We start from the raw sequence: 22,067 nt of genomic DNA, 5'->3' as shown, positions 1-22,067 counted from the left end.
CTGCCTTCACCGAAACCCTTCGTCCGTGTTTGCCGGGCTTACTTCACCACGTAGGGGAGAAGTGCCAGGAAACGGGCGCGCTTGATGGCGCGGGCCAGTTCGCGCTGCTTCTTCGTCGAGACCGCGGTGATGCGGCTCGGGACGATCTTCCCGCGCTCGGAGATGAAGCGGGACAGCAGCTTGACGTCCTTGTAGTCGATCGCCGGAGCGTTCGCACCCGAGAACGGGCAGGTCTTGCGACGGCGGAAAAACGGGCGGCGGGCGCCGCCGGTGCGGGCGGGAGCGCCCGTGGTCTGCTTGTCGGACATTTACGCGGTCTCCCCTTCGGCGGCGGCAACGTTTTCCTGACGACGCGGCGGACGCGGGCCACGGTCGTCGAAGCGACGCGGACCACGGTCGCCGCGCTCGCCGCGCTCGCTACGCTCGTTGCGGCTCTGCATCATCGCCGACGGGTTGGCATCGAGGGCGTCGACACGCACGGTCATGAAGCGCAGCACGTCTTCGCTGATGCTCATGTTCCGCTCCATCTCGGCGACAGCAGCGGCCGGCGCGTCGATGTTGAAGAGGGTGTAGTGACCCTTGCGGTTCTTCTTGATCTTGTAGGTGAGGGTCTTCAGGCCCCAGTATTCGCTCTTGGCGATCGTGCCGCCGTTGTCGCGAACGATCTGGGCGAACTGCTCAGAGAGCTGCTCGGCCTGGGCGGCCGAAATGTCCTGGCGCGCGATCAGCACGCACTCATAAAGTGCCATTGCACTCCCCATGGCTGTTCATGGTCCGGCGCTGCGCCCATCCCTCATGGATCGGATCAGCCGCCCGGGCCTAGCCGACGGCGGGCCGCCGGCAAGGAGTTATGAAGCGGCGCAGTATGCACAGGCCGGCAGCGGTAGCAAGATAAAATCCGGCCGTTCACAGTGCCACCTTCGGAAAATCTACCCTCTCTCAAGAGAACCGGCTGGATGAGCCCGGGCGCGCCGCATCGACCGTGAGCCGTGCAGGCGCGGTGCAACGGTGGATATCGTCAGGGATAGCCTCAGCGCATTTGAACGAAGTGCAATCGATCTGCGCAGGCGCCATGTTCCGCAAGTCCGCCAAGGCGGAGCTTGCGGTCGGGTCCATCCCGGCCGCTCGGCCAGCCGTCGGCGAGAACAGCCCGGTCTCCGGAGTAAACATGCGCAAGAGTCTATTGCCGTATCATGTGGTGGAGTTGAGGGGGTTGGCCTGCATCCTGCTGGTTGCCTACCATGTGGTCGGCATCCCGGGGGCGGGTATGCAGGTGGCTGATGGTTCGATGTACCGGTACGCCACCGACAGCTTCGAGCTGATTCGCATGCCGCTCTTCACCTTCATCTCCGGACTCGTCTATGCTCTGAATCCGGCCCGGGTCGAGAGGCTCACGATCTTCTTCCTCAAGAAGTTGCGCCGGCTGGGCTTCCCGTTCCTGGTGGTGTCGGCACTCTTCTACTTCCTTCAGACCCATGCCCCCGGTGTCAACGGAACCTTCGTTCCCGATTCGATGTGGCACATCTACGTCTTCCCCTATGCCCATTTCTGGTATCTCCAGGCACTGTTCCTGATCTTCACCGTGGTGGCGCTGTTCGACGCGGCGCACCTGATGGACCGGCCTAGCGGATTCTTGCTGGCGCTGTCAGGCGCGGGCGCCGCCTGCCTGACCGTGCATTTCGACTCGAATGTCCTATCGGTGAACGAGGCCTGCTTCCTCTTGCCGCATTTTCTGTTGGGAGTGGGGGTGACCCGCTTCCGTGCGATGGTGCCGCGCACTGTGCTGCTGGGTGCCGCCGGGTTTGCCCTGGCACTGGGCATCGCGCTGCATCAGGCCTCGCTCTGGGGGTATCTGCCCCATTTCGGTTGGAACAGCGGCGTTGCGCTGCTGTGCGGCATGGGCGGAGCCGTGACCCTCCTCCATGCGATGCCGTCCAGCCGCGCCTTCCGCATGCTGGGAGCGTCGTCCTACGCGATCTATCTGCATCATGCGATGTTCGCCGCGGGAGCCCGCGTGCTGCTGCACCGCATGGATGCCGGCGACGGTGTGATCTTCTGCGTTGCGCTGATTACCGGGTTGATTGGACCGATGGCGCTGGAGGCGTTGGCCCGCTTGAGGCCCTGGACCAGGGTGGCGCTTGTCGGGAAGGCCTGATCGAGGCTCCTGGTCCGCCCTTGATTCATCGTTCAATTGTCCGATTTGTTTGCAGCGCAGGATACAGACCAAGACCCGTCGGACAACGCCCGCGAACATCCCCGTCCACCCTGGGCTTTTTCGTGGGCGTTCTCCCTTAATACGTGGCGTTTTATCGCACCAATGGTGCTTTGGTCATCGCGCGTCGCTTGACTTGTTAAAAAGTGAGGGTATGACTGTCGCCCAATCCATGGTGCCGCCGCAGGGGCGGGGCGCATTCATCCAGGGTTTCACCGAAGCATGACCAGGGCGTTCGTCTTTCCGGGGCAGGGCAGCCAAGCCGTAGGCATGGGCCGCGAACTCGCCGAGGCGTTCGAAGTCGCTCGTCTCACCTTCGAAGAGGTTGACGATGCGCTGAACCAGCGGCTGTCGCGCCTGATGGCCGAGGGCCCCGAGGCCGATCTGACCTTGACCGAGAACGCACAGCCGGCCCTGATGGCGGTCAGCGTCGCGGTGATGCGGGTTCTGGCGAGCGAGGGCGGGGTTGACCTGTCCAAACATGCTGCGTTCGTGGCGGGCCATTCGCTGGGCGAATACTCCGCGCTCTGCGCCGCCGGCGCCTTCACGCTGGCCGATACCGCACGCCTGCTGAAGCTGCGCGGTCAGGCGATGCAGAAGGCGGTGCCGGTTGGCAAGGGCGCCATGGCTGCCCTGCTGGGTGCCGATCTGGAGCAGGCGCAGGGCATCGCAGCAGACGCCGCTCAAGGCGAGGTGTGCAGCATCGCCAACGACAATTCGGTCGGGCAGGTGGTGATATCCGGCAGCGCCGAGGCCATCGACCGTGCGATCGTGCTCGCTGCCGAACGCGGGTTGAAGCGCTCGGTTCGGCTGCCGGTTTCGGCTCCCTTCCATTGCTCGCTGATGCAGCCTGCCGCCGATGCCATGGCGGAGGCGCTGGCGAACGTCACGATTTCCGCGCCGGCGGTTCCCGTGGTGGCCAATGTCACCGCGTCGGCGGTGTCCGATCCCAACACCATCCGCCGTCTGCTGGTCGAACAGGTGACCGGCATGGTCCGCTGGCGCGAATGCGTGCTCTATATGAAGGAGCAGGGTGTCGAGCGGCTGGTTGAGGTCGGATCGGGCAAGGTATTGGCCGGGCTGACCAAGCGTATCGACAAGGATTTGGCGGCTGTGTCGGTCGGCACGCCGGCAGACGTCGAGTCGTTCCTCAAGACCCTGTGACCCTTATCAGCCCCGTGAGGCAATCCATGTTTGACCTGACCGGCAAGTCGGCCCTCGTCACCGGCGCGTCCGGCGGCATCGGCGCGTCGATCGCCCGTGCGCTGCATGCCCAGGGTGCCGCAGTGGCCCTATCCGGCACCCGCGTCGCTCCGTTGGAAGCATTGGCGTCGGAACTGGGCGAGCGCGCCTTCGTCGTGCCCGGCAACCTGTCGGAGGCCGCGGCGACCGAGCAGCTCTTCAAGGATGCCGAGGCGGCGCTGGGCAAGATCGACATTCTCGTCAACAATGCCGGGCTGACCCGCGACCAGATCGCGATGCGCCTGAAGGACGAGGACTGGCAGTCGGTCATCGACGTGAACCTGACGGCGGCCTTCCGCCTGTCGCGGGCCGCCATGCGCGGCATGATGAAGCGCCGCTGGGGCCGCATCGTCAACATCACGTCGGTCGTCGGCGTCACCGGCAATCCGGGCCAGGCCAACTACGCCGCGTCGAAGGCCGGCCTGATCGGCATGTCCAAGTCGCTGGCGGCCGAACTGGCCTCGCGCAGCATCACCGTCAACTGCGTCGCGCCTGGCTTCATCGCCACGGCCATGACCGACGCCCTGAACGACGAGCAGAAGCAGAAGCTGCTCCCCGCCATCCCGGCCGGCCGTATGGGCCAGCCGGAAGAGATCGCCGCCGGGGTCGTGTACCTCGCGAGCGAGGAGGCCGCCTACGTCACCGGCCAAACGCTGCACATCAACGGCGGCATGGCCATGATCTGATGAGGATCTGACGGGGCGGCATCGCCACATGTGAAGAACGGCGCCAACCGGGAACCCTCGCGGGTGCTGGTCAAGGCTGCTGAAATGTGTTATCGGACGGGGCTTTTCGCGGCAGGACGGCACGTTCTTCGCGTGTTGCTCCGACCGGATTATCCCGAGCGGTTTCAAGGATTGGAAGGTCTTAAAAGATGAGCGACATCGCCGAGCGCGTGAAGAAGATCGTTGTGGACCACCTGGGTGTCGAGGAGTCGAAGGTGGTGGAGAACGCCTCCTTCATCGACGATCTGGGCGCCGACAGCCTCGACACCGTCGAGCTGGTTATGGCCTTCGAGGAAGAGTTCGGTGTCGAGATCCCGGACGACGCCGCGGAGAAGATCCTGTCGGTGAAGGACGCCATCGACTTCATCAAGGCCAACGCCGCCGCCTGATCGGGCCGCGGGCATTGAGCCCCCGAGGGCCAGGCAAACCGCAACTGCCTCAACCGCAACGCGGGGCCTGGCCGTCGACGACTGGTTCGTCGACATTATTTTCGAGGAAAGGTCAAGGAACAGCCTCATGAGACGTGTCGTCGTCACCGGCCTCGGTATGGTCACGCCGCTCGGCGTCGGCCACACGCTGAACTGGGAGCGGCTGATTTCCGGAACTTCGGGAATCCGCGGCATCACGGGGTTCGACGCTTCGGACCTTGCCTCAAAGGTCGCCGGGCAGCTCCCGCGCGGAACGAACGAGGGCGAATTCAACGCCGATGCCTTCGTTCCGCCGAAGGATCAGCGGAAGATGGATGATTTCATCATCTTCGCCATTGCTGCGGCGCAGGAAGCAATCAAGGATTCTGGCTGGGCTCCCCAGACCGATGAAGAGCGCGAGCGGACCGGCGTGATGGTCGGCTCCGGCATCGGCGGCCTTCCGGGCATCGCCGACGGCGCCGTGACCCTGAACGAAAAGGGGCCGCGCCGGCTGTCGCCCTTCTTCATCCCGGCCTGTCTGATCAATCTGGCCTCTGGCCACATTTCGATCCAACACGGGTTCAAGGGACCCAACCATGCGGTCGTCACCGCCTGCTCGACCGGCGCGCACGCCATCGGCGACGCCGCCCGCCTGATCATGTGGGACGATGCCGACGTCATGGTTGCCGGCGGCACGGAGGCTGCGGTCAGCCGTCTTGGCGTCGGCGGTTTCGCCGCCATGCGTGCGCTGTCCACGAATTTCAACGACACGCCCGAAAAGGCATCGCGCCCTTATGACAAGGATCGCGATGGCTTCGTCATCGGCGAAGGCGCCGGTGTCGTGGTGCTGGAAGAGTTGGAGCACGCAAAGAAGCGTGGCGCCACCATATATGCCGAAGTGGTCGGCTATGGCATGTCGGGCGATGCGCATCACATCTCGGCTCCGGCTGAAGACGGCAACGGCGGTTTCCGCGCCATGAAGGCTGCGCTGAAGCGTGCCGGGCTGAACCCGTCGGACATCGATTACGTCAACGCCCATGGCACCTCGACGCCGCTCGGCGACGAGATCGAGCTTGGCGCTGTGAAGCGTCTGTTCGGCGATGCCATGGACAATCTGGCGATGTCGTCCACCAAGTCGGCCATCGGCCACCTGTTGGGCGCCGCCGGTGCGGTCGAGGCGATCTATTCGATCAAGGCGATCAACCACGGCATCGTTCCGCCCACGCTCAATCTCGAGAATCCCTCGGAAAGCTGCATGGGCGTGAATTTGGTTCCGAAGGTGGCGCAAGAGCGCCGCGTGCGTGCCGCCCTGTCGAACTCCTTCGGGTTCGGTGGCACCAATGCCTCGTTGGTGTTCAAGGAATTCGCGTAAGCGGAGGCCTTCACCGCCGTTGCGATCTACTGCCTTCAAGAGGTGAGCGATGGGCTGGGGTCTCCGACTATTCGCGGGGACGCTGGCCCTCGCGGCAGCGGCCGCGGGTGGAGTGGGCGTCTGGGGGGTCCAGCGCTACACAACTCCAGGTCCGCTTGAACAGGCCGAGACGGTCGTTATTCCTCGGGGCAGCGGATTGGAGGCAATTGCCATCATGCTCGGCGACTCGGGCGTGATCAGGTCTCCTCTGGTTTTTGCCGCAGCAGCCAAGCTGACCGGTACCTTCCGCGAGTTGAAGGCGGGCGAGTATCAGTTCCCTGCTGGAATCAGCATCGAAGGCGTATTGGAACAGATGCGCCAAGGCCGCACCGTGGTGCGCCGGATCACTGTGCCGGAAGGTTTGACCTCCGCTCAGGTGGTGGCGCTTCTGGAACGCGAGACGGTGCTGACCGGGGAAATCGCGAAGCCGCCGAAGGAAGGCTCCCTCCTGCCGGAAACCTACCATTTCGCTTACGGCGACAGCCGCGCTGCACTGGTCGAACGCATGCAGACCGCGATGACGCAGGCCCTGGCGGAAGCGTGGAAGAGCCGGGAGCCGAATCTCCCCTACGTGACTCCGCAGCAGGCGCTGACTCTGGCATCGATCGTCGAGAAGGAGACTGGCATTGCGGCGGAGCGGCCGAGGGTGGCGGGCGTTTTCGTCAACCGGCTCGAATCCGGCATGAAGCTGCAGTCCGATCCCACCGTGATCTACGCCTTGACCGATGGCAGCGGTGACTTGGGGCGGTCATTGACCCGCAACGATTGGAAGTTCGAGTCGCCCTTCAACACCTATCAGATCAGCGGCCTGCCGCCGGGACCGATCGCCAATCCGGGAAAGGCCTCGCTCCAGGCCGTTATGAAGCCAGAACGGCACGAGTTCCTGTATTTCGTTGCCGACGGGACCGGTGGCCATGTCTTTGCCAAGTCCTTGCCGGATCACAACCGCAATGTGGCCAAGTGGCGTGAGATCCAGCAGGGTCGGCAGCCGGAGCCCGGCGGAACGTCATCGGAATGATGACGGATGACAGAGGCGTAGGACCGATAACCATCCGCTTGGTTGCACCTTCCCCGCAATTTCGGCAGTCTTTGCGGTGCAGCAAACCTGACCACCATTCTCTGGGGAGATGTGATGACCGTGGATGTCGAGCAGCGCATCCGTGACCGCGCCTATGCGATCTGGCTGGATGAGGGCTGTCCGCAGGGGCGGGACGCCGAGCACTGGCTTCAGGCCGAGCGTGCGATCCTGGCCGAAGCAGCAGCCAATGTCGGCCACTCTCCGGTCGTGGCGGTTGTGAAGGCACCGCGTAAGACCACCAACGCCAGGCCGAGGGCGGTCAAGACCATCGAACAGACCGGCGGCGCACCGGAAGCCGTGGCGGACGAGCTCCCCAAGGCGCGCAAGCCACGGTCCCGCAAGACGGATACGGCCTCCTGATCGGTTATCGCCAAGGCAGCCGCGTCAGGCAGCGTTGGAGGCCTGCGGCAGCTGCAGATTCGAGACGACCACGACCCCTGCGGTCGTGCCGTAGGATTTGCGGGCGGCGCGCAGCCCTTCCAGCGCTTCGAGCAGGCTCTCTTCGGCGAAGCCCGGGGCCAGTCCGGCCAGTTCCCGCTCCGTCAAGTCGATGAAAGCGTCCAGAAGGCGCGCGTGGATGCGGCTGGCCATACGGACTTCATCGGCGACCATCTGTGCGGGCATGGGTAGCTCCCTTGGTATCGTGTGGGTCTAATGTTCGGGGATATCGTCTTCTCGGGATTTGGCGTTCCCGCGTGTGGATTAGGCGCGGAATAGGGTTAAAAGAACTTTAAATGCCAGATATCCCTGTTCGGGATTAAGAATTACCACTTACGATATTTGCGCAGTTCCTCGCTTGCGATCTGATGTCTTCGGACTGTCATCAGCTGAATCTATGCGATGTGACGCAAGCTTACGAAAGCTGGGCGTCAGCTGGCCTGAAAGCGCGAGACCTGACGTCTTGTCTCGTCGGCCAACCGGGAGAGATGGATCATGGTCGCGGCGATCTCCTCGGACGCCGCAGCGTTTTTGGAGGCGACGGTTCGAACGCTCTCAACCGACCGTTCGATCTCACGCACGGATGCCTGCTGCTCCTCCATTGCCACGGCGACCGATTGGAACGCGCCGTCGATGCGGTCCACCCGTTCGGCCAACCCGTCCATGCGGCGGCGGGCCTGCTCGGTGACGGCCTTGCCCTCTTCCGCCAGAGCGGCGGCGGCTTCGATGATCTCGGCGATCTGGCGGGCGCTTTCCACCGCACTGTCGGCGAGCTTGCCGACCTCTTCGGCGACGACCTCGAAGCCTTTGCCCTGCTCGCCGGCGCGGGCGGCCTCGATCGAGGCGTTGACCGACAGGATGTTTGTCTTCACCGCGATCTGGGTGATCGCCTCGGTGATGCGGCCGATCCGGCGGCTGTTTTCCGCGATGGTCTGTGACACGCGCAGCAGGCGCGCCATATCTTCCCGGCCACGGTCGGCGAAATCTGCGGCATCCTTCACCATGTCGGAGGCGTCGCGCGTGCTGTCGGTGACGTGGGTGATGGCGCGGGCCGATTGACCGACTGCAGTCGCCACATGGTCGAGGTCGTCGGTCTGCTCCGACGCGCCGTCGGAGACATGGGCGATGGCCGTGCTGGCCTGCCCCGCTGCGACAGCAACCTGTGTTGCCTGCTCCCCGATGGCGTGAAACGCCGCCCCGGTTTCCTGCAGCAGAGCCACCATCTCGCCATAGGCGCCCCGGAATGCCGGCGGGGGCCCTGCTTCAGTGTCATCCACCTGCTTGCCGGACAGCCGGTGCATCTCTCCATGCAGACCGTGCAGCACCTGGATGACGGTGGCGACGGCACGGCCGATGGAGCCCAACTCGTCGCGCCGGCCGGTGTTGGGCACCGCGACCGTCAGATCGCCGTCGGAAAGCCGCTGGACCGCGGCGGTCGTGGCGGCGATCGGGCCGGTCAGGCTGCGGGCGATCAGTATCGACAGCACCGCGCCAACCGCCAGTGCTCCCAAGGCCCCACTCCACAGAAGAAGCACGGCACGCGACCGGCCGGCCTCCCGTTCCGCTGTCTGGGCCTGGACCAACTGAGCGACCTGATCGCTGACGATCGTGGCGGCATCGCGCATCGCCACGCGGGCGGCGCTGCGTCGGACCACGATGTCGGCGACCAGTAGGAATTCGGTTTCCACGCCCATCACGGCGGCGGTCAGCTTCTCCGCTTCGCGCAGGATTTCGGGGGCGCTGGATGCCTTCTGGACATCGCCGACGATGGTCAGCAGCCGGTCGATGGCGGCGTTTGGCGAATTGCGGCCGGACCCGCCCTGCTCGATCAGATATTGCTGGACGTCGAGCAAGGCTCCGCGGGTGTCCTGGATCAGACGTCCGGCGATGGTTGTCAGCAGGGCGGAGGACTCCAACGTCCGCAGAGCGGCTCCGTCGCCGGGATCGGCCTTCAACCGTCCCAGCGCGTCGGCATAGCGCGCCGACTGCTCGTGCGTCAGCGTCTGTGCCACCACCAGCAGGGCCGCCGTCTGCTTGCGGAGCTTCGCCAGGCTGGCGAAGCGCTCGACTTCCAACTGGACCACCTCGTCGAAGGACTTCCGGTAGGCCGTCAGCTTCTCCAGCACCTCCTGCAAGGCGGCGGGGGTGACGGCATGACCGGGCAGGGCCAGCAAAGCCTCTGCTTCGGTCTTCAACTGCTCTGTCAGTTGGCGCACCCGCCGGCTGGCGGATGGATCGACGTCGATCAGGTAGCGTGCCTCCTCCTGCCGCGCGCTGAGCAGAAGCGTATCGAGGCGGGAGGTGCGGGCGGCGATCTCCACCTGCGTGGCATAGGTGTTCAGGCCGCTCCATCCGGCGACGGCGACGGCAAGGGTCAGCAGCAGGACGGCGGCGAAACCGAGGGCGATTCGGGTGGCGATCGACATGCCGGTGGAGGTCCATTCAGGGCCGCGCGGCGGCGGAGCCGGGTTGAGCGGGCAAGACGACGGGCTACCGGAGCCGCGGCATGCGGTATCCGGCATCGCCCGCTGGAATCACCTTGCTTCGGTTGGGGTGCATCCGGCAAGTCATAAGGGCGCGTGTGCCGTCTGCGAGTTGTCGTGAAGCGCCCTTGGTCGATCGTGAGGAGCCGTTACCGCCATGTCCTTTCCGGCCAGCCTGCGAGTTCTTCCCCGGTTCGGCATCGCCGTCCTTCTGCCTTCCGCCTCGGCACTCCTGCCCCTTCTGCTGCCCCACCTGATCCCGGGCATCGGGCTGCAATCCTTGTGGCTGGTCACGGGCGGTGCGCTGGCCCTGGCGCTGGTGATCGCGCTCATGCTGGCGTTCGACCTTTCTGACGCATTTGCCCGGCTGCAGGATGCGGCTAACCGGCTTGCCGACGGCACGGCGGACGATGCTCCCTTACCTTTCCCCCGCGGTGACGAGGTCGGCGCGGTCGCTGCGGCCCTGGCGCGCACGCTGGCGGCACAGGACGTGCTGCAGCTCGCCCTTCGCCGCCTGACGCACGGACTGGACGATGGCGATCGGCCCCTGCCGGCGCTGTCCGGCCGTTATGCCGAGATGGCCACGCTGGTGGATGAAGCTCGCAATTCCTTCCTGCGTATCGGCCAGCAAGCGGCCCAGGTTGCCGTCGCCGCCGGGCAGGCCAGCACGGCAGTGTCCCAGGTTGCCGACGGCGCCTCCATCCAGACGGAGGATCTCGACAGGGTGGTGAATGCCGTCGGCCGGTCCGTCCGCGCCATTGCGGAAGTGACCGACAGCACGCGCGCCGCCTCGGACATGGTGCGCGTCACCGCTGGGTTCGCCGACAAGGGCAAGGTGGAGATGGCTCGGCTCGTCCGGGTGTCGCAGACCATCGGCGACAACAGCCGCCGGATCGGCCGCATCACCGAGGCGATCACCCAGATCGCGGTGAAGACAAACATCCTGTCGGTCAACGCCTCGATCGAGGCCGCCCGCGCCGGCGAGCAGGGCAAAGGCTTCGAGGTCGTCGCCGAAGAGGTCGGCAAGCTCGCCGACAGTGCGGTGGAAAGCGCCCGCCAGATCGCCGAGATCGTCGAGGCTGCCGCAACGATGGCGGAGGAGGGGATGGCCGCGACCGCGGAGGTGGTGCAGATGATGGACGGCATCGCGGAGCGCGTGGCCCAGATCGACCGCATGGTCCAATCTGTTGCCGCCTCCATGGCCCATCAGCAGGACCACATCGTCGAGATCGAATCGAATGTCGGCAACATCCGCACCGTCGCGTCGAAGAATGCCGCCGCGTCCGAGGAGATCACCGCGACCATGGTCCACCTGTCCCGGCTGGCCGACGACACGCGGCGGCTGGCCGAACGCTTCCGGGCGCCGTGAGCGGGGGCGGGGCTCATCTCAACCCGCTCGACGCCCTGGCGCGGCGGCTGCTGGACGATGTCCGGCGCAAGGCGGGTATCCGCCACGACCGCCCGCTGGAACGCAAGCTGGCGCGTATCCTTGCGGCGATGCCCCTGCGGGTGCTTGAGGAGTGGGTGGCGCAGATCGAACGGGCACCGGCCGACAGTCCGGACTGGCTCAGCCTGATCGAGAACCTGACGATCCACGAGACCTATTTCTTCCGAGACCTGCCGCACCACGCCCATCTGCGCGGGCATCTGCTCCCCCGGTTGATCGCCACCCGCCGCGCTGCGCGGACCTTGCGGCTGTGGAGCGCCGGCTGTGCCACCGGGGAGGAGGCCTACAGTCTCGCCATCGTGACGCTGGAGGCGCTGGCCGACGCCGGGGAAGCGCGCCGGACCGGCCATGGCCTGGAAACCGATTGGGACGTGCAGGTGCTGGGGACCGATCTCAGCAGAATCGCCGTGCGGCAGGCCGCCAACGCCTGCTATGGCGGGGAAGGGCTGGGGCCGTTCCGCGAGATGCCTGACGGCTATGACGGTTGGTTCATTCGGCTGGGGAGCGAGGCGCCGCTGTACCGCAGGGTGCGTGCCGACGCCCGCCGGATCGTACGCTTCGCCCGCCACAACCTGATGGATAAGAATTTTCCGGATGGGACACCGGAGGGAGGCTTCGACCTCGTGTCCTGCCGCAACGTGATGATCTATTTCGACGATGACAGCCGCGACAGCGCGCTGGCCCTGCTGACCGCAGCGGTGGCGCCGGGCGGATGGCTGGTGCTGGGCACCACCGACCGTCTGGGGGACGATGATCGGTTCGAGCGTCACCGCGGTGACCGCGCGCTCGCCTACCTGCGGCGGGAGGCTGCGCCATGACGGCCAATGGCTTCCTGACCTTCGACATCGCTGGACATCCCTTCGCCGTTCCGGCCGACCGGGTGGAGGAGGTTGCCGAATCGACCCGCGCCACCCGGCTGCCCTTCGCCCCGCCGCAGGTGGAAGGGCTTGCGACCGTCGGCGGGCGCATCCTGCCGGTTCTGGACATCACCGGATATCCGTCGCTCGGGTTGGCCTGGGCCGGCGGCCGGGGTGGCGGGTTGCTGATCGTCCTGCGTGCCGGAGCGGGGCTGCTGGCCCTGCGCGCCGGCCGGATCGGCGGCACCCTGACGGCGGAGCGGGTGACGGTCGCCGGGGCGGAGCCCGAGGATGGCGGGGCACCGGTCGCCGGGCGCCTGCGCCATGGTGACCGCTCTCTGCGCCTGCTCGACCCGGATCGGATGGAGCTTGGGGGCGGAGCCATCCGGGGGCGGCCGCCGGATGCCGATGCGTTGACCGGGGCTGCCGCCGAACCGCCCGACCAATCGCGTGAGCGGGCCAGCGTCCGCCTGCTGATTGTGGAGATCGCCGGACGACCGCAGGCCTTGGACATGTCCAACCTGCTGCTGGTCTTCCCGCTGGCCGACCTGCGCCCTCTGCCCAACGCGCCGGCCATCGTGCGCGGTGTGGCGCCGGTGCAGAAGCGGTCCGTGCTGGTCACCGATCCGCTGGGGGTGGGCGACCGTCCCGGCGGCTATGCCGCCGTGCTGCGGACGGGCCGCGGCCCCGTTGGTGTGCGGGTGGAGGGCGTGCGTGGGGTCGTCCGCGTGCCGCTCTGCCATGTGCGCGAAGGAGAGTCCGGTGCGCCGGCACAGGTGGTGGACTACGATGGAACTTTGCTCGATGTGAGAAGCGGGGCACACATGCTGGGCGATCATCTCGACGACATCGGCGGCTTTGTTCCGGAGGGAGGCGACCCGGACGACGATCTGTCCGAAAGCCGCCTGCCGCGCCGCTTCTATCGCCGCTTCCTGACCTTCGTGGTGGAGGCGCGGGTCTATGCCCTGGAATTCGAGAAGGTGCGGCGTGTCGTGGAGCCCTCGGACCGCCTTCGTCTGCCGCAAGGCGCGGAAAGTTTCGATGGATTGACCGATGTGGACGGACGCATCCTGCCGGTGCTCGATCTGCGCCGATTGTTGTCGCAAGGACCGGTCGGCGCCGCGCCTGTCACGCCTGGGATCGCGATCCTGGTGGAGATCGACGGCGGAACCGTGGCGGTGATCGCCGATGAGATCCAGCGCATCCGCAAGATTGCCACGGAGGACGTCGATCCACTGTCCGATCGCCTGACCGCCGCCGTCATCCGTCTGGACCATGCGCTGATCCCGGTGCTGCGGCCGGAGGGTCTGACTGCCGCATCTTCCACCGCAACCAGGGCTCTTCCGGACGGGACCGCCGCGCCATGACCGATCCGCGCATCCGCCTGCTGGTGGTCGACGACAGCAACTTCGTCCGCATCGCGCTCCGCAAGATGCTGGAGCCGGCCTCGGACATCGAGATCGTCGGCGAGGCGCGTAATGGAGCCGAGGCATTGCGCCTGTCGCGCAAGCTGAAACCGCATGTCGTTGCCATGGACCTGAACATGCCGATCATGGACGGCATCGAATCGGTGCAGGCCATCGCGGCGGAGAAGGGGCCGCCCTGCATCATGGTCTCCAACGAAACGTCGGAAGGGGCGGCCGCCACCATCCGGGCGCTGGAGACCGGTGCGGTGGATTTCGTTTGCAAGAACAGTTCATTCATCACCTTCGACATGGCGTCCATCGAACGCCAGCTGACCGAGAAGGTTCGCCATTGGGGCCGCTGGCGCATGGCTATGACGGGGGAGGCCGTCCACGCCCGGTCGCCCACCCCCACGGTCGAGCCGGCTGCGGCGGCGCGCTTCGTCACCCGCGGTCATCGCCCCGACCTGGCCGTGGTGGGAGTCTCCACCGGTGGGCCGGTCGCGCTGGCGGAACTGCTGGGTGCTTTGGGACCGCTTCCCTGTCCGCTGGTGGTGGCGCAGCATATGCCGGCGAGCTTCACCGCGGGCTTTGCCGCGTCGCTCGCCCGCTCGCTTGGACGCCCGGTGGTGGAGGGCGGTGACGGCGCGATACTCGATCCCCGTACGGTGACCATCCTGCGCGGCGGCTGCGACTGGGTTGTACGCCGTCAGTCCGCCCGGCAATTCTCCCTCCACGCGGTGGATCCTGCGGAGACCATCTACCATCCCTCCGCCGACAGGCTGTTCCGCAGCGCAGCGGAGGCGGCGGAGTCGCCGGTTGCCGTCGTGCTGACCGGCATGGGCGAAGATGGCAGCAGCGGAGCCTCCGCCTTCGCCGAGCGGCGTTATCCCGTCCTGGTCCAGGATCCGGCGACCTGCGCCGTCGATGGGATGCCGAAGGCGGCGATCCGCGCCGGTGTCGTCACGGAGGTGTTGCCGGTCGAAGGAATCGCCCGCAAGCTGAACGCCCTCTTCACACTCGCCTGACCACCACCCCCGACCTGAACGCCGTTTGGCACTGCAAGCATAGGAAACTGTCCCCCATGGCGAAGCCGACGATCCTGCTGGTCGATGATTCGGTGCTGATGCGTACGATCATCGGCGACATCGTGCGCGCGGACGACGAATTGTCCCTCGTGGGCGCGGCCGAAAACGGCAAGGTGGCCTTGGAGATGGTCAAGAGCCTGAAGCCGGACATCGTCCTGCTCGACATAGAAATGCCCGAGATGTCGGGGTTGGAGGTGATGGAGCACCTGTCGCTGATGTCGCGCGCCAAGGTGATCATCATTTCCTCCGTCGCTCAGGTCGGTTCGCCCGAGGCGACCGAGGCACGCGCGTTGGGAGCGGTGGAGATCATCGCCAAGCCGTCCGGCACCATGAGCCTCGACCTGGCTCACAAGAAGGGTCACGACATCGTCGCCGCCATCCGCCGCGCGGCCGGCCTTCCCCCGCCCGTGAAACCCTGATCCCCGGCCCGATGCCTGCGGAGCGGTGACCCATGACCAGCGAACTGATCGAAACCCTGTGGCGGCAGTTCGGTGTCGAGGCCGGCGAGCATTTCGACCTGCTGGAAAAGCTGCTTTCCGCCACCACCGATGACAGGCCGGACGCCGAGCGGGTCGCTGCACTGTTCCGCTCCTTCCACTCGCTGAAGGGAGCGGCCCGTGCCATGGACCTCTTCGCCATGGAGGCGGTGGCCCATCGGGCGGAGACGGTTCTCGGCCGTGTGCGAACCGGCGCGCTTCCTCTGACGGAGGAGGTCTCCGCTCCGCTGCTGGAAGCACTGGATGCGTTGCGCGGTCTGGCGGAGTCCGGCATCCGCGACCGCCGGGACGGGCAGGCACCGGCCGACCTGCTGATGCGGCTCGACGCGCTGGGTGGAGAAACCCCGGCTGACAAACGGGTTGCCGCATCGCCGCCACCTCCACCGGCGCGGCTGCATGAAAACGAGCGTATGCTCGGTCTCTTCGTCGGGCTGCTGCATGACGGGATGGCGACGCTGACCCGTGCGCTCGACCTCGACAGCCTCGATGGGGAGGGGCTCCGCACCGTCGACGATACCGCCGACCGGCTGGAACTGGCCTGCGAGCGGCTGAACTTCCTGCCCTTCGCCGACACGCTGCGCCGTTTCCGCGAAGCGCTGGCGGCGCGCGATGCCGACGCGATCCTGCGGGAGCTTCAGGGCGTCGCCACCGCCAGCGCCCGCATCGGCCGGCTGACCGGCAAGGACGCCGGGGCGGCGATTCTGGCGACGCTGCTGGCCGACCACAATGCCCAGATCCTCGCCCGGGGCAGCGCTCGTGCCGATGCGTTGCTGTCCGATCCGGCGGCACTGGCCGATGGTGCCTCGGCTGGAGAGCTTGCGGGCCTGCTCGACCGCATGGCGTCGACGCTGGACATCGTTCACCTTCCGCGCGGCTCCGCCCTGCTGCGGGTTCTGGCGGATGTGATGCGCCGGGCTCCCGCCTCAGGTCATGCCGACTGGCCCGTCCTGTTGGCCGACTCCCGCAATGCGTTGGCCGATCTGGCGGAGCGGGTGTCCCGCGACCCGGCCGAGGATTTGGACACCGATGGTGCAGCCTCGCTGGAAGGGCGCCTGCGTGCCTTCGTGGATGCCGTCTCCGCCGACTTGGAGGCGGGAGAGGCGCGCCGCCCTCTGAGCGCGGATGAACTGTCCGCACTCGGGCTCGATCCCAGCCTGCTGCGTTTCCTGTCGCCCGACAGCGCCGCCGACCTGCGCGCCGCCATCGCCGATCCGTCCGTTCGGCTCTATGAGGTCACCGCCTTCCTTGAAACCTCGGCGGAGGTGGCATCCGGCTTCGTCCAATGGATGGGGAGCAAGGTAAGGGCGATCACCAACTGGCCGGAATTCATCGACGGCAAGACCTGGCTGCGGGTGCTGGTCGCCTCGCCGCAGGAGCTTGCCGCGCTGGCCGACGCGCTGGCCGCCATCGATCCCGGCGGCGGATTCCTGCGCATCCGATCCTGTACCCCGTCCGAACCCGCCGCGGAGAGCGAGGAGGCGTCCACCTCCAGGACCCTTGAAGACCCTGCAAGCCCGGCCCTGCCGGCAGTCGCTTCCGCGGCCACTGCCGCGACGACGTCCCCCCTCGCGTCCTCCCATGCGTCCAGCATTCCGCCGGCCATGCCGCCCGTCCCCGTCCGCCACTCCGTAACCCCCGGAGGCAGCGTTCTGCGCGTGCCGGGGGAGGTGGTCGACCGTTTCATGGCGCGCATCGACGGCATGGTTCTGCTGTCCGGCGACCTCAATGCCACGGCGCACGACCCGCGCTTCGAAAAGGCGCTGGCGGCTCTGACCGAACGGCTCGGCGCCGGCGATCCCGATCTGCGCGCCCTGCACGAGGCCATGGACCATCATCGCCGCGATCTGCACGATCTCGACACACAGCTCAGCCGTTCCGTCGATCGGCTGCGCGAGGCCGCGCTCGACCTGCGCGTCGTGCCTGTGGAAACCCTGTTCAACCAGTTCCCCCGCGTCGTGCGCGAACTGGCGCGCATTCAGGGCAAATCGGTGCGCTTCGTCATGGAGGGCGGCGAGGTGCGCATCGACAAGAGCATGGTGGAGACGCTCTACGACCCGTTGATGCACATGGTCCGCAACGCCATCGACCACGGCATCGAAACTCCGGCCGACCGCGAGGCCGGAGGCAAGCCGGCCCAGGCGACGCTTTGCCTCCGCGCCATCCAGCGCAACAGCCGGGTGGTGGTGGAGATCGCCGACGATGGCCGTGGGATCGCCACCGAAGCGGTACGGGCCAAGGCGGTTCGCCAGAGGTTGGTCGGCGAGGAGGACAGTCTGCAACTCTCGCCCGAAGCGGTGCGCGAGTTCATCTTCGCACCCGGCTTCTCCACTGCCGATACGGTGACCGAAACATCGGGCCGCGGCGTTGGCATGGACGTGGTGCGCACTGCCATAACGCGGTTGGGCGGCAGCATCTCCATCCGCACGCGGGAGGGGGCGGGCACAGCCTTCGCCATCGATCTGCCGCTATCGGCAGCGATCCTGCGCACCTTGCTGGTCCAGGTGGATGATCAGGTGTTGGCGATCCCCGACCGCTTCGTGGAGGAGGTCTGCGGCTTCACCGCCGACGATTTCCATCTTGTGTCCGGTTGCTGGACCGTGCTGCGGCGCAAGCGGGTGCTTCCCGTGGTCAGGCTGGCCGATGCGCTGGGCTTTTCCGCCGAAGGAGATTGGCCGCCGGTCGGCTCCGGCCAGCGCCTTATCGTCGTGCTCCGCCACGGCAACCGCCGCATCGGGCTGGAGATCGACAGGCTCCTGCGCCGGGGCGACTTGTTCGTCCGCGAAAGCCACCCCGGTCTTGCAGATGTGCCTGGGGTCGGTGGCGTCTCCCTTCTGAATGACGGCCGCATCGTCATCATCCTGGACGGCGATGAGCTCTACCGGCTGGCCGCAGCTGCCCAGCGGCGGGAGGCGGCCACAGCAGCGCTTCACCCCCGCATGAACGCCGGTTCATGACGCCGATTTCATGGTCGGGTCAGGTTCGGGACAGGGCGGCCACGCTAATGTCCTTCTTGTGACGCGGTCGGGCCAGCCCCCCAGAAACACCGGCCGGTCACGAGAGAGCGTCTTCTCATCTGGTGTCTCTTCCCGATGGTCCCCTGCCATCGGACTTGGCCGTCCGGTTCTCCCGTTTGCCCCCGGACGGCACCTATCGGCGGAGCGCGTCCATGGCCTTTCCCCCGGCCGACGTTGCCCCCCACCGCAGGCCCCGGCCATTGGTGCGCTCCGCCGTTCCTTCTTTTCCCCGCCCGCTTTTCTCGGATCGCCTCCAGCGGTCTTGACGCCACGCCGCCCAACCGGCTTTCTGAAGGCCGTCCAAGGCTTTTCCGATAGCGTCCCGCCCGTGCGTCCCGCCATCCTGTTTCCGTTGTTCAAACCGGTCACGGCACTTCCCGGCCTCGGTCCCCGTCTGGGCAAGCTGGTGGAGAAGCTGGCCGGCGCCCATGTGGTCGATCTGCTCTGGCATCTGCCCTGCGGGATCGTCGACCGCCGCTTCTCGCCGAAAATCGCGCAGGCGCCGCACGGCCGCATCGCCACCCTGACGGTGCGCATCGATTCGCATGCGCCGCCGGTGAACCCGCGCCATCCCTACAAGATCCGCTGCACCGACGAGACCGGCGTTCTGGAGCTTGTGTATTTCCACATCCGCGGTGACTGGCTGTCGAAGCAGATTCCGGCGGGAACCACGATGGTGGTCTTCGGGAAGGTGGAATGGTTCAACGACACCGCCCAGATCACCCACCCCGATGCCGTCGTTCCGGTCGATTCGAAGGACGATCTGGAGCTGGTGGAGCCGGTCTATCCCATGACGGCCGGCCTGCCGGCAAAGACCCTGCGCAAGGCGGTGCGCGCCGCGCTCGGCGATGTTCCGAAGCTCGACGAATGGCAGGACCCGGCTTGGCTCGCCCGCCGGCAATGGCCGACCTGGGCTGAGGCACTGACCCGCGCCCACACGCCGGAGGATGAGGGCGATCTTGCCGCGACCTCTCCCATCCGCTGCCGCCTCGCCTATGACGAATTGCTGGCGAACCAGCTGGCGCTGATGCTGGTGCGGGCGAGCCAAAGGCGGCTGGCCGGCCGGGTGACGCAGGGGAACGGCAGCCTGCGCCGTGCCGCACTGGCGGCGCTGCCCTTCTCGCTGACCGGATCTCAGGCGGCATCGCTGGAAGACATCTACGCCGACATGGCGGCTGAGCGACGCATGCTGCGGCTTCTGCAGGGCGACGTCGGCAGCGGCAAGACCGTCGTCGCGCTGATGGCGATGCTGAACGCGGTGGAGGCCGGTGCCCAGGCCGCGTTGATGGCGCCGACCGAGATCCTTGCCCGCCAGCATGCCGAGAGCCTGGCGCCGCTGTGCAAGGCGGCGGGGGTGGAGATCGGGCTGCTGACCGGGCGCGACAAGGGCAAGGCGCGCCAGGCCGTGCTCGACCGGCTGGCGTCGGGTGAACTGCCGCTGCTGGTCGGCACCCACGCCCTGTTCCAGGAGGATGTCGCCTTCAAGGATCTGGCGCTGGCGGTGATCGACGAGCAGCACCGGTTCGGCGTCCACCAGCGCCTGCAGCTGTCGGCCAAGGGTCGTGCAGTGGATGTGCTGGTGATGACCGCGACGCCGATCCCGCGCACTCTGACGCTGACCGCCTATGGCGACATGGACGTGTCGCGCCTGACCGAGAAGCCGGCCGGCCGCAAGCCGGTGCAGACCGTCACAATCGCTCTCGACCGGTTGGAGGAGGTTGTCAACGGCATCCAGCGCAAGGTGGCGGAGGGCGCCAGGGTCTATTGGGTCTGTCCGCTGGTCGACGAATCGGAGCAGAGCGATCTCGCCGCCGCCACCGAACGCCATGCCTTTCTACGCGCCACCTTCGGCGACAGGGTCGGGCTGGTGCATGGCAAGATGCGCGGGCCGGACAAGGATGCGGTGATGGCGGCTTTCGCCGCCGGCAGCCTGGACGTGCTGGTCGCCACCACCGTGATCGAGGTCGGCGTGAATGTGCCGGAAGCGACGGTGATGGTGATCGAGCATGCAGAGCGCTTCGGTCTCGCCCAGCTCCATCAGCTGCGCGGCCGGGTCGGGCGCGGCGAGAAGCCGTCGAGCTGCCTGCTGCTGTTCGAGTCGAACCTGACCGAGACGGCGCGGGCCCGGCTGAAGACGCTGCGGGATACCGAGGACGGCTTCATCATCGCCGAGGAGGATTTGCGCCTGCGTGGCGCCGGCGAAGTGCTCGGTACGCGTCAATCCGGCCTGCCTGGATTCCGGATGGCCGATCTGGCGGTTCACGGTGATCTGCTGGCGGTGGCGCGCGACGACGCCCGTCTGGTGGTGGAACGTGACCCCAACCTCGCCAGCCAGCGCGGGCAGGCGTTGCGGACCCTGCTCTACCTCTTCGAACGCGACGCGGCGGCCAAGACCTTGCGGTCTGGCTGATCACGGCCGTCGTTCTGATCCGGCCCACTCTCGGCCATCGGCTCCACCAGGGTCGGGCGGCGCTCGGGCGGAACGACGATGCCGCCGGACATCACCAGCTTCAGGCCGTCTTCCACCGACATGTTCAGCGCAGTCACCTCGCGCCGCGGCACCATCGCCAGATAGCCGGCGGTGGGCGGAGCGCAGGGGATGAAGACGTTGACCATGTCCTCTGCCTGTCCGGCCAGCTGCAACTGCACCTCCGGATGGGCATTGCCGGTGATGAAGCCCAGAGACCACACGCCGGGACGCGGATACTGGACGATCACCACTTCGCGGAATGCATTGGATTTCTTGGCCAGCACCGTTTCGAAGATTTGCTTCACCGCACCATAGACGGAGCGGACGACCGGCATGCGCCCGACCACCCCTTCGCCGACGCCCAGGACCAGGCGTCCGACATAGCCGGCAGCGAAGGCGCCGATCAGCGTCACGACCACGATCACCACCAGCAGCCCAAGGCCGGGGATCGAGAAGGGAAGGTAATTTTCAGGGTTGTAGGCGGTGGGGATCAAGGGCCTGATATGGCCGTCGATCAGCGAAACGAACCACCAGGCGATATAGGCGGTGATGGCGATCGGAGCAGTGACCAGGATGCCGGCCAGGAAATAGGCGCGCAGGCGTCCCATGAAGCCGATGCCCTCGCGGCGGTGCCGCGCCGGTTCCGCCGGCTGGAATTTCTCCTGTGCCTTCAGGTCTTTCTGATCTCCGCTCACGCCTGTCCATCCGCCCGTCGTCTGCCCGCGCCATAGTGGGGCAAGCGCGCGCCTCTCTCAACTGCCGTGTGGAGCGGACGGGATCAGCCGACAAGCGAACCGGCGATCACGCTCACCAGGGTGACGGCACCGGCGATGGCGGCGCCGTCGACATGGTTGGGGAAGGCCTGCCAGAACTCTTCGCCGGAGATCGGTTGTGGCGCGTCGAACTCGTCCATCGACAGGCCGGCGGCCATCCCGCCGCAGGTGCGGTCGGCGATCGCGCCCGACAGATGGGCCATAGCGACGGCCAGATAACAGAATGTGGTGAAGTCCAGGAGGAAGCCGAGCGTGCTGGTCGATTCGCCCAGCGGGCTGGCCGTGAAGCCGGTGGCGGCGACCGTGCTCGCCATGGCGATGGACGCGGCGAAGGGGATCAGGGCGACGGACAGCAGGCGATGGGAATCGATGCGGCGTGCGGTGGGCACGGGGAACAGGCTGGGCATGATCGACGCTCCGGCAACAGGTGAGGGGGCGGAGGAGGGCTGGTCGGCGGGATTTGAGTCCCTTCTGCCCGCTCAGCGTTAACGGAGGGTTGACATCGCCCATTGGTCACAACGC

20 protein-coding genes are annotated in these 22,067 nt (G+C 66.7%); 14 read left to right on the top strand and 6 right to left on the bottom strand.

Annotation, left to right across the window (positions count from 1 at the left end):
- Positions 1–38: 38 nt before the first annotated feature.
- Both rpsR and rpsF read right to left on the bottom strand, forming a co-directional pair.
- Positions 39–308, bottom strand: coding sequence for a 30S ribosomal protein S18 (rpsR, locus tag A6A40_RS07170; RefSeq protein ID WP_012974291.1), 270 nt, complete (start codon positions 306–308; stop codon positions 39–41).
- The gene (gene rpsF / locus A6A40_RS07165; protein WP_063634790.1) at positions 309–749 is read right to left on the bottom strand and encodes a 30S ribosomal protein S6; all 441 of its coding nucleotides are present in this window, start codon (positions 747–749) and stop codon (positions 309–311) included.
- Between the two features lie 299 nt (positions 750–1,048).
- Here rpsF and A6A40_RS07160 point away from each other — a divergent pair, with 299 nt between their 5' ends.
- The 7 genes from A6A40_RS07160 to A6A40_RS07130 all read left to right on the top strand — a co-directional run bounded on the left by A6A40_RS07160 (position 1,049) and on the right by A6A40_RS07130 (position 7,435).
- Positions 1,049–2,155: an acyltransferase family protein gene (locus tag A6A40_RS07160; RefSeq protein WP_236783779.1), complete on the top strand. Its 1,107-nt coding sequence runs from the start codon at positions 1,049–1,051 to the stop codon at positions 2,153–2,155.
- A gap of 279 nt (positions 2,156–2,434) precedes the next feature.
- Positions 2,435–3,376, top strand: coding sequence for an ACP S-malonyltransferase (gene fabD / locus A6A40_RS07155; RefSeq protein WP_063634788.1), 942 nt, complete (start codon positions 2,435–2,437; stop codon positions 3,374–3,376).
- A 26-nt stretch (positions 3,377–3,402) separates the two neighbouring features.
- Positions 3,403–4,140 (top strand): 3-oxoacyl-[acyl-carrier-protein] reductase, encoded by a 738-nt coding sequence (gene fabG, locus A6A40_RS07150; RefSeq protein ID WP_063634787.1) that lies wholly within the window; start codon positions 3,403–3,405, stop codon positions 4,138–4,140.
- Positions 4,141–4,328: 188 nt separating this feature from the next.
- Positions 4,329–4,568, top strand: a complete 240-nt coding sequence (locus A6A40_RS07145) for an acyl carrier protein (RefSeq protein WP_014247969.1) — start codon at positions 4,329–4,331, stop codon at positions 4,566–4,568.
- Between the two features lie 127 nt (positions 4,569–4,695).
- Complete coding sequence (gene fabF / locus A6A40_RS07140; protein ID WP_063634786.1) at positions 4,696–5,958, top strand: beta-ketoacyl-ACP synthase II; 1,263 nt, start codon at positions 4,696–4,698, stop codon at positions 5,956–5,958.
- Positions 5,959–6,007: 49 nt separating this feature from the next.
- Positions 6,008–7,015 carry an endolytic transglycosylase MltG gene (mltG, locus tag A6A40_RS07135; protein WP_063634785.1) on the top strand — a complete coding sequence of 336 codons (1,008 nt, stop codon included), beginning with the start codon at positions 6,008–6,010 and terminating at the stop codon, positions 7,013–7,015.
- 114 nt (positions 7,016–7,129) lie between these two features.
- Positions 7,130–7,435, top strand: a complete 306-nt coding sequence (locus A6A40_RS07130) for a DUF2934 domain-containing protein (RefSeq protein ID WP_063634784.1) — start codon at positions 7,130–7,132, stop codon at positions 7,433–7,435.
- A gap of 24 nt (positions 7,436–7,459) precedes the next feature.
- On the opposite strand, the gene A6A40_RS07125 is transcribed toward A6A40_RS07130, so the two are convergent.
- Complete coding sequence (locus A6A40_RS07125) at positions 7,460–7,699, bottom strand: hypothetical protein (RefSeq protein WP_063634783.1); 240 nt, start codon at positions 7,697–7,699, stop codon at positions 7,460–7,462.
- A 245-nt stretch (positions 7,700–7,944) separates the two neighbouring features.
- The gene (locus tag A6A40_RS07120; RefSeq protein ID WP_063634782.1) at positions 7,945–9,939 is read right to left on the bottom strand and encodes a methyl-accepting chemotaxis protein; all 1,995 of its coding nucleotides are present in this window, start codon (positions 9,937–9,939) and stop codon (positions 7,945–7,947) included.
- A 214-nt stretch (positions 9,940–10,153) separates the two neighbouring features.
- Here A6A40_RS07120 and A6A40_RS07115 point away from each other — a divergent pair, with 214 nt between their 5' ends.
- From A6A40_RS07115 to recG, 7 genes are all read left to right on the top strand, one after another.
- Positions 10,154–11,365, top strand: a complete 1,212-nt coding sequence (locus tag A6A40_RS07115) for a methyl-accepting chemotaxis protein (protein WP_063634781.1) — start codon at positions 10,154–10,156, stop codon at positions 11,363–11,365.
- Positions 11,362–12,261, top strand: a complete 900-nt coding sequence (locus tag A6A40_RS07110) for a CheR family methyltransferase (RefSeq protein WP_063634780.1) — start codon at positions 11,362–11,364, stop codon at positions 12,259–12,261. Before A6A40_RS07115 ends, A6A40_RS07110 begins: the two co-directional genes overlap by 4 nt.
- On the top strand, positions 12,258–13,667 hold the full coding sequence (locus A6A40_RS07105; RefSeq protein WP_063634779.1) for a chemotaxis protein CheW: 1,410 nt from the start codon (positions 12,258–12,260) through the stop codon (positions 13,665–13,667). The genes A6A40_RS07110 and A6A40_RS07105 overlap by 4 nt, the downstream gene beginning before the upstream one ends.
- Positions 13,664–14,731, top strand: coding sequence for a chemotaxis-specific protein-glutamate methyltransferase CheB (cheB, locus tag A6A40_RS07100; protein WP_063634778.1), 1,068 nt, complete (start codon positions 13,664–13,666; stop codon positions 14,729–14,731). The genes A6A40_RS07105 and cheB overlap by 4 nt, the downstream gene beginning before the upstream one ends.
- Before the next feature lie 56 nt (positions 14,732–14,787).
- Positions 14,788–15,210: a response regulator gene (locus tag A6A40_RS07095; RefSeq protein ID WP_014247959.1), complete on the top strand. Its 423-nt coding sequence runs from the start codon at positions 14,788–14,790 to the stop codon at positions 15,208–15,210.
- A gap of 32 nt (positions 15,211–15,242) precedes the next feature.
- Positions 15,243–18,242, top strand: a complete 3,000-nt coding sequence (locus A6A40_RS07090; protein ID WP_063634777.1) for an ATP-binding protein — start codon at positions 15,243–15,245, stop codon at positions 18,240–18,242.
- Positions 18,243–18,630: 388 nt separating this feature from the next.
- On the top strand, positions 18,631–20,712 hold the full coding sequence (gene recG, locus A6A40_RS07085) for an ATP-dependent DNA helicase RecG (protein ID WP_063634776.1): 2,082 nt from the start codon (positions 18,631–18,633) through the stop codon (positions 20,710–20,712).
- Here the strand turns inward: recG and A6A40_RS07080 are convergent.
- Both A6A40_RS07080 and A6A40_RS07075 read right to left on the bottom strand, forming a co-directional pair.
- A complete protein-coding gene (locus A6A40_RS07080; RefSeq protein WP_063634775.1) occupies positions 20,664–21,467 on the bottom strand; it encodes a DUF502 domain-containing protein in 804 nt (267 codons plus the stop codon). The two genes, recG and A6A40_RS07080, sit on opposite strands and share 49 nt — an antisense overlap.
- Positions 21,468–21,550: 83 nt before the next feature.
- The gene (locus A6A40_RS07075) at positions 21,551–21,952 is read right to left on the bottom strand and encodes a hypothetical protein (protein WP_063634774.1); all 402 of its coding nucleotides are present in this window, start codon (positions 21,950–21,952) and stop codon (positions 21,551–21,553) included.
- Positions 21,953–22,067: the final 115 nt, after the last annotated feature.

Source organism: Azospirillum humicireducens (assembly GCF_001639105.2).
Classification (GTDB): Bacteria; Pseudomonadota; Alphaproteobacteria; order Azospirillales; family Azospirillaceae; genus Azospirillum; species Azospirillum humicireducens.
Note: the sequence above shows the minus strand (reverse complement) of the source record. Positions and strands in the feature narration are given on the sequence as shown.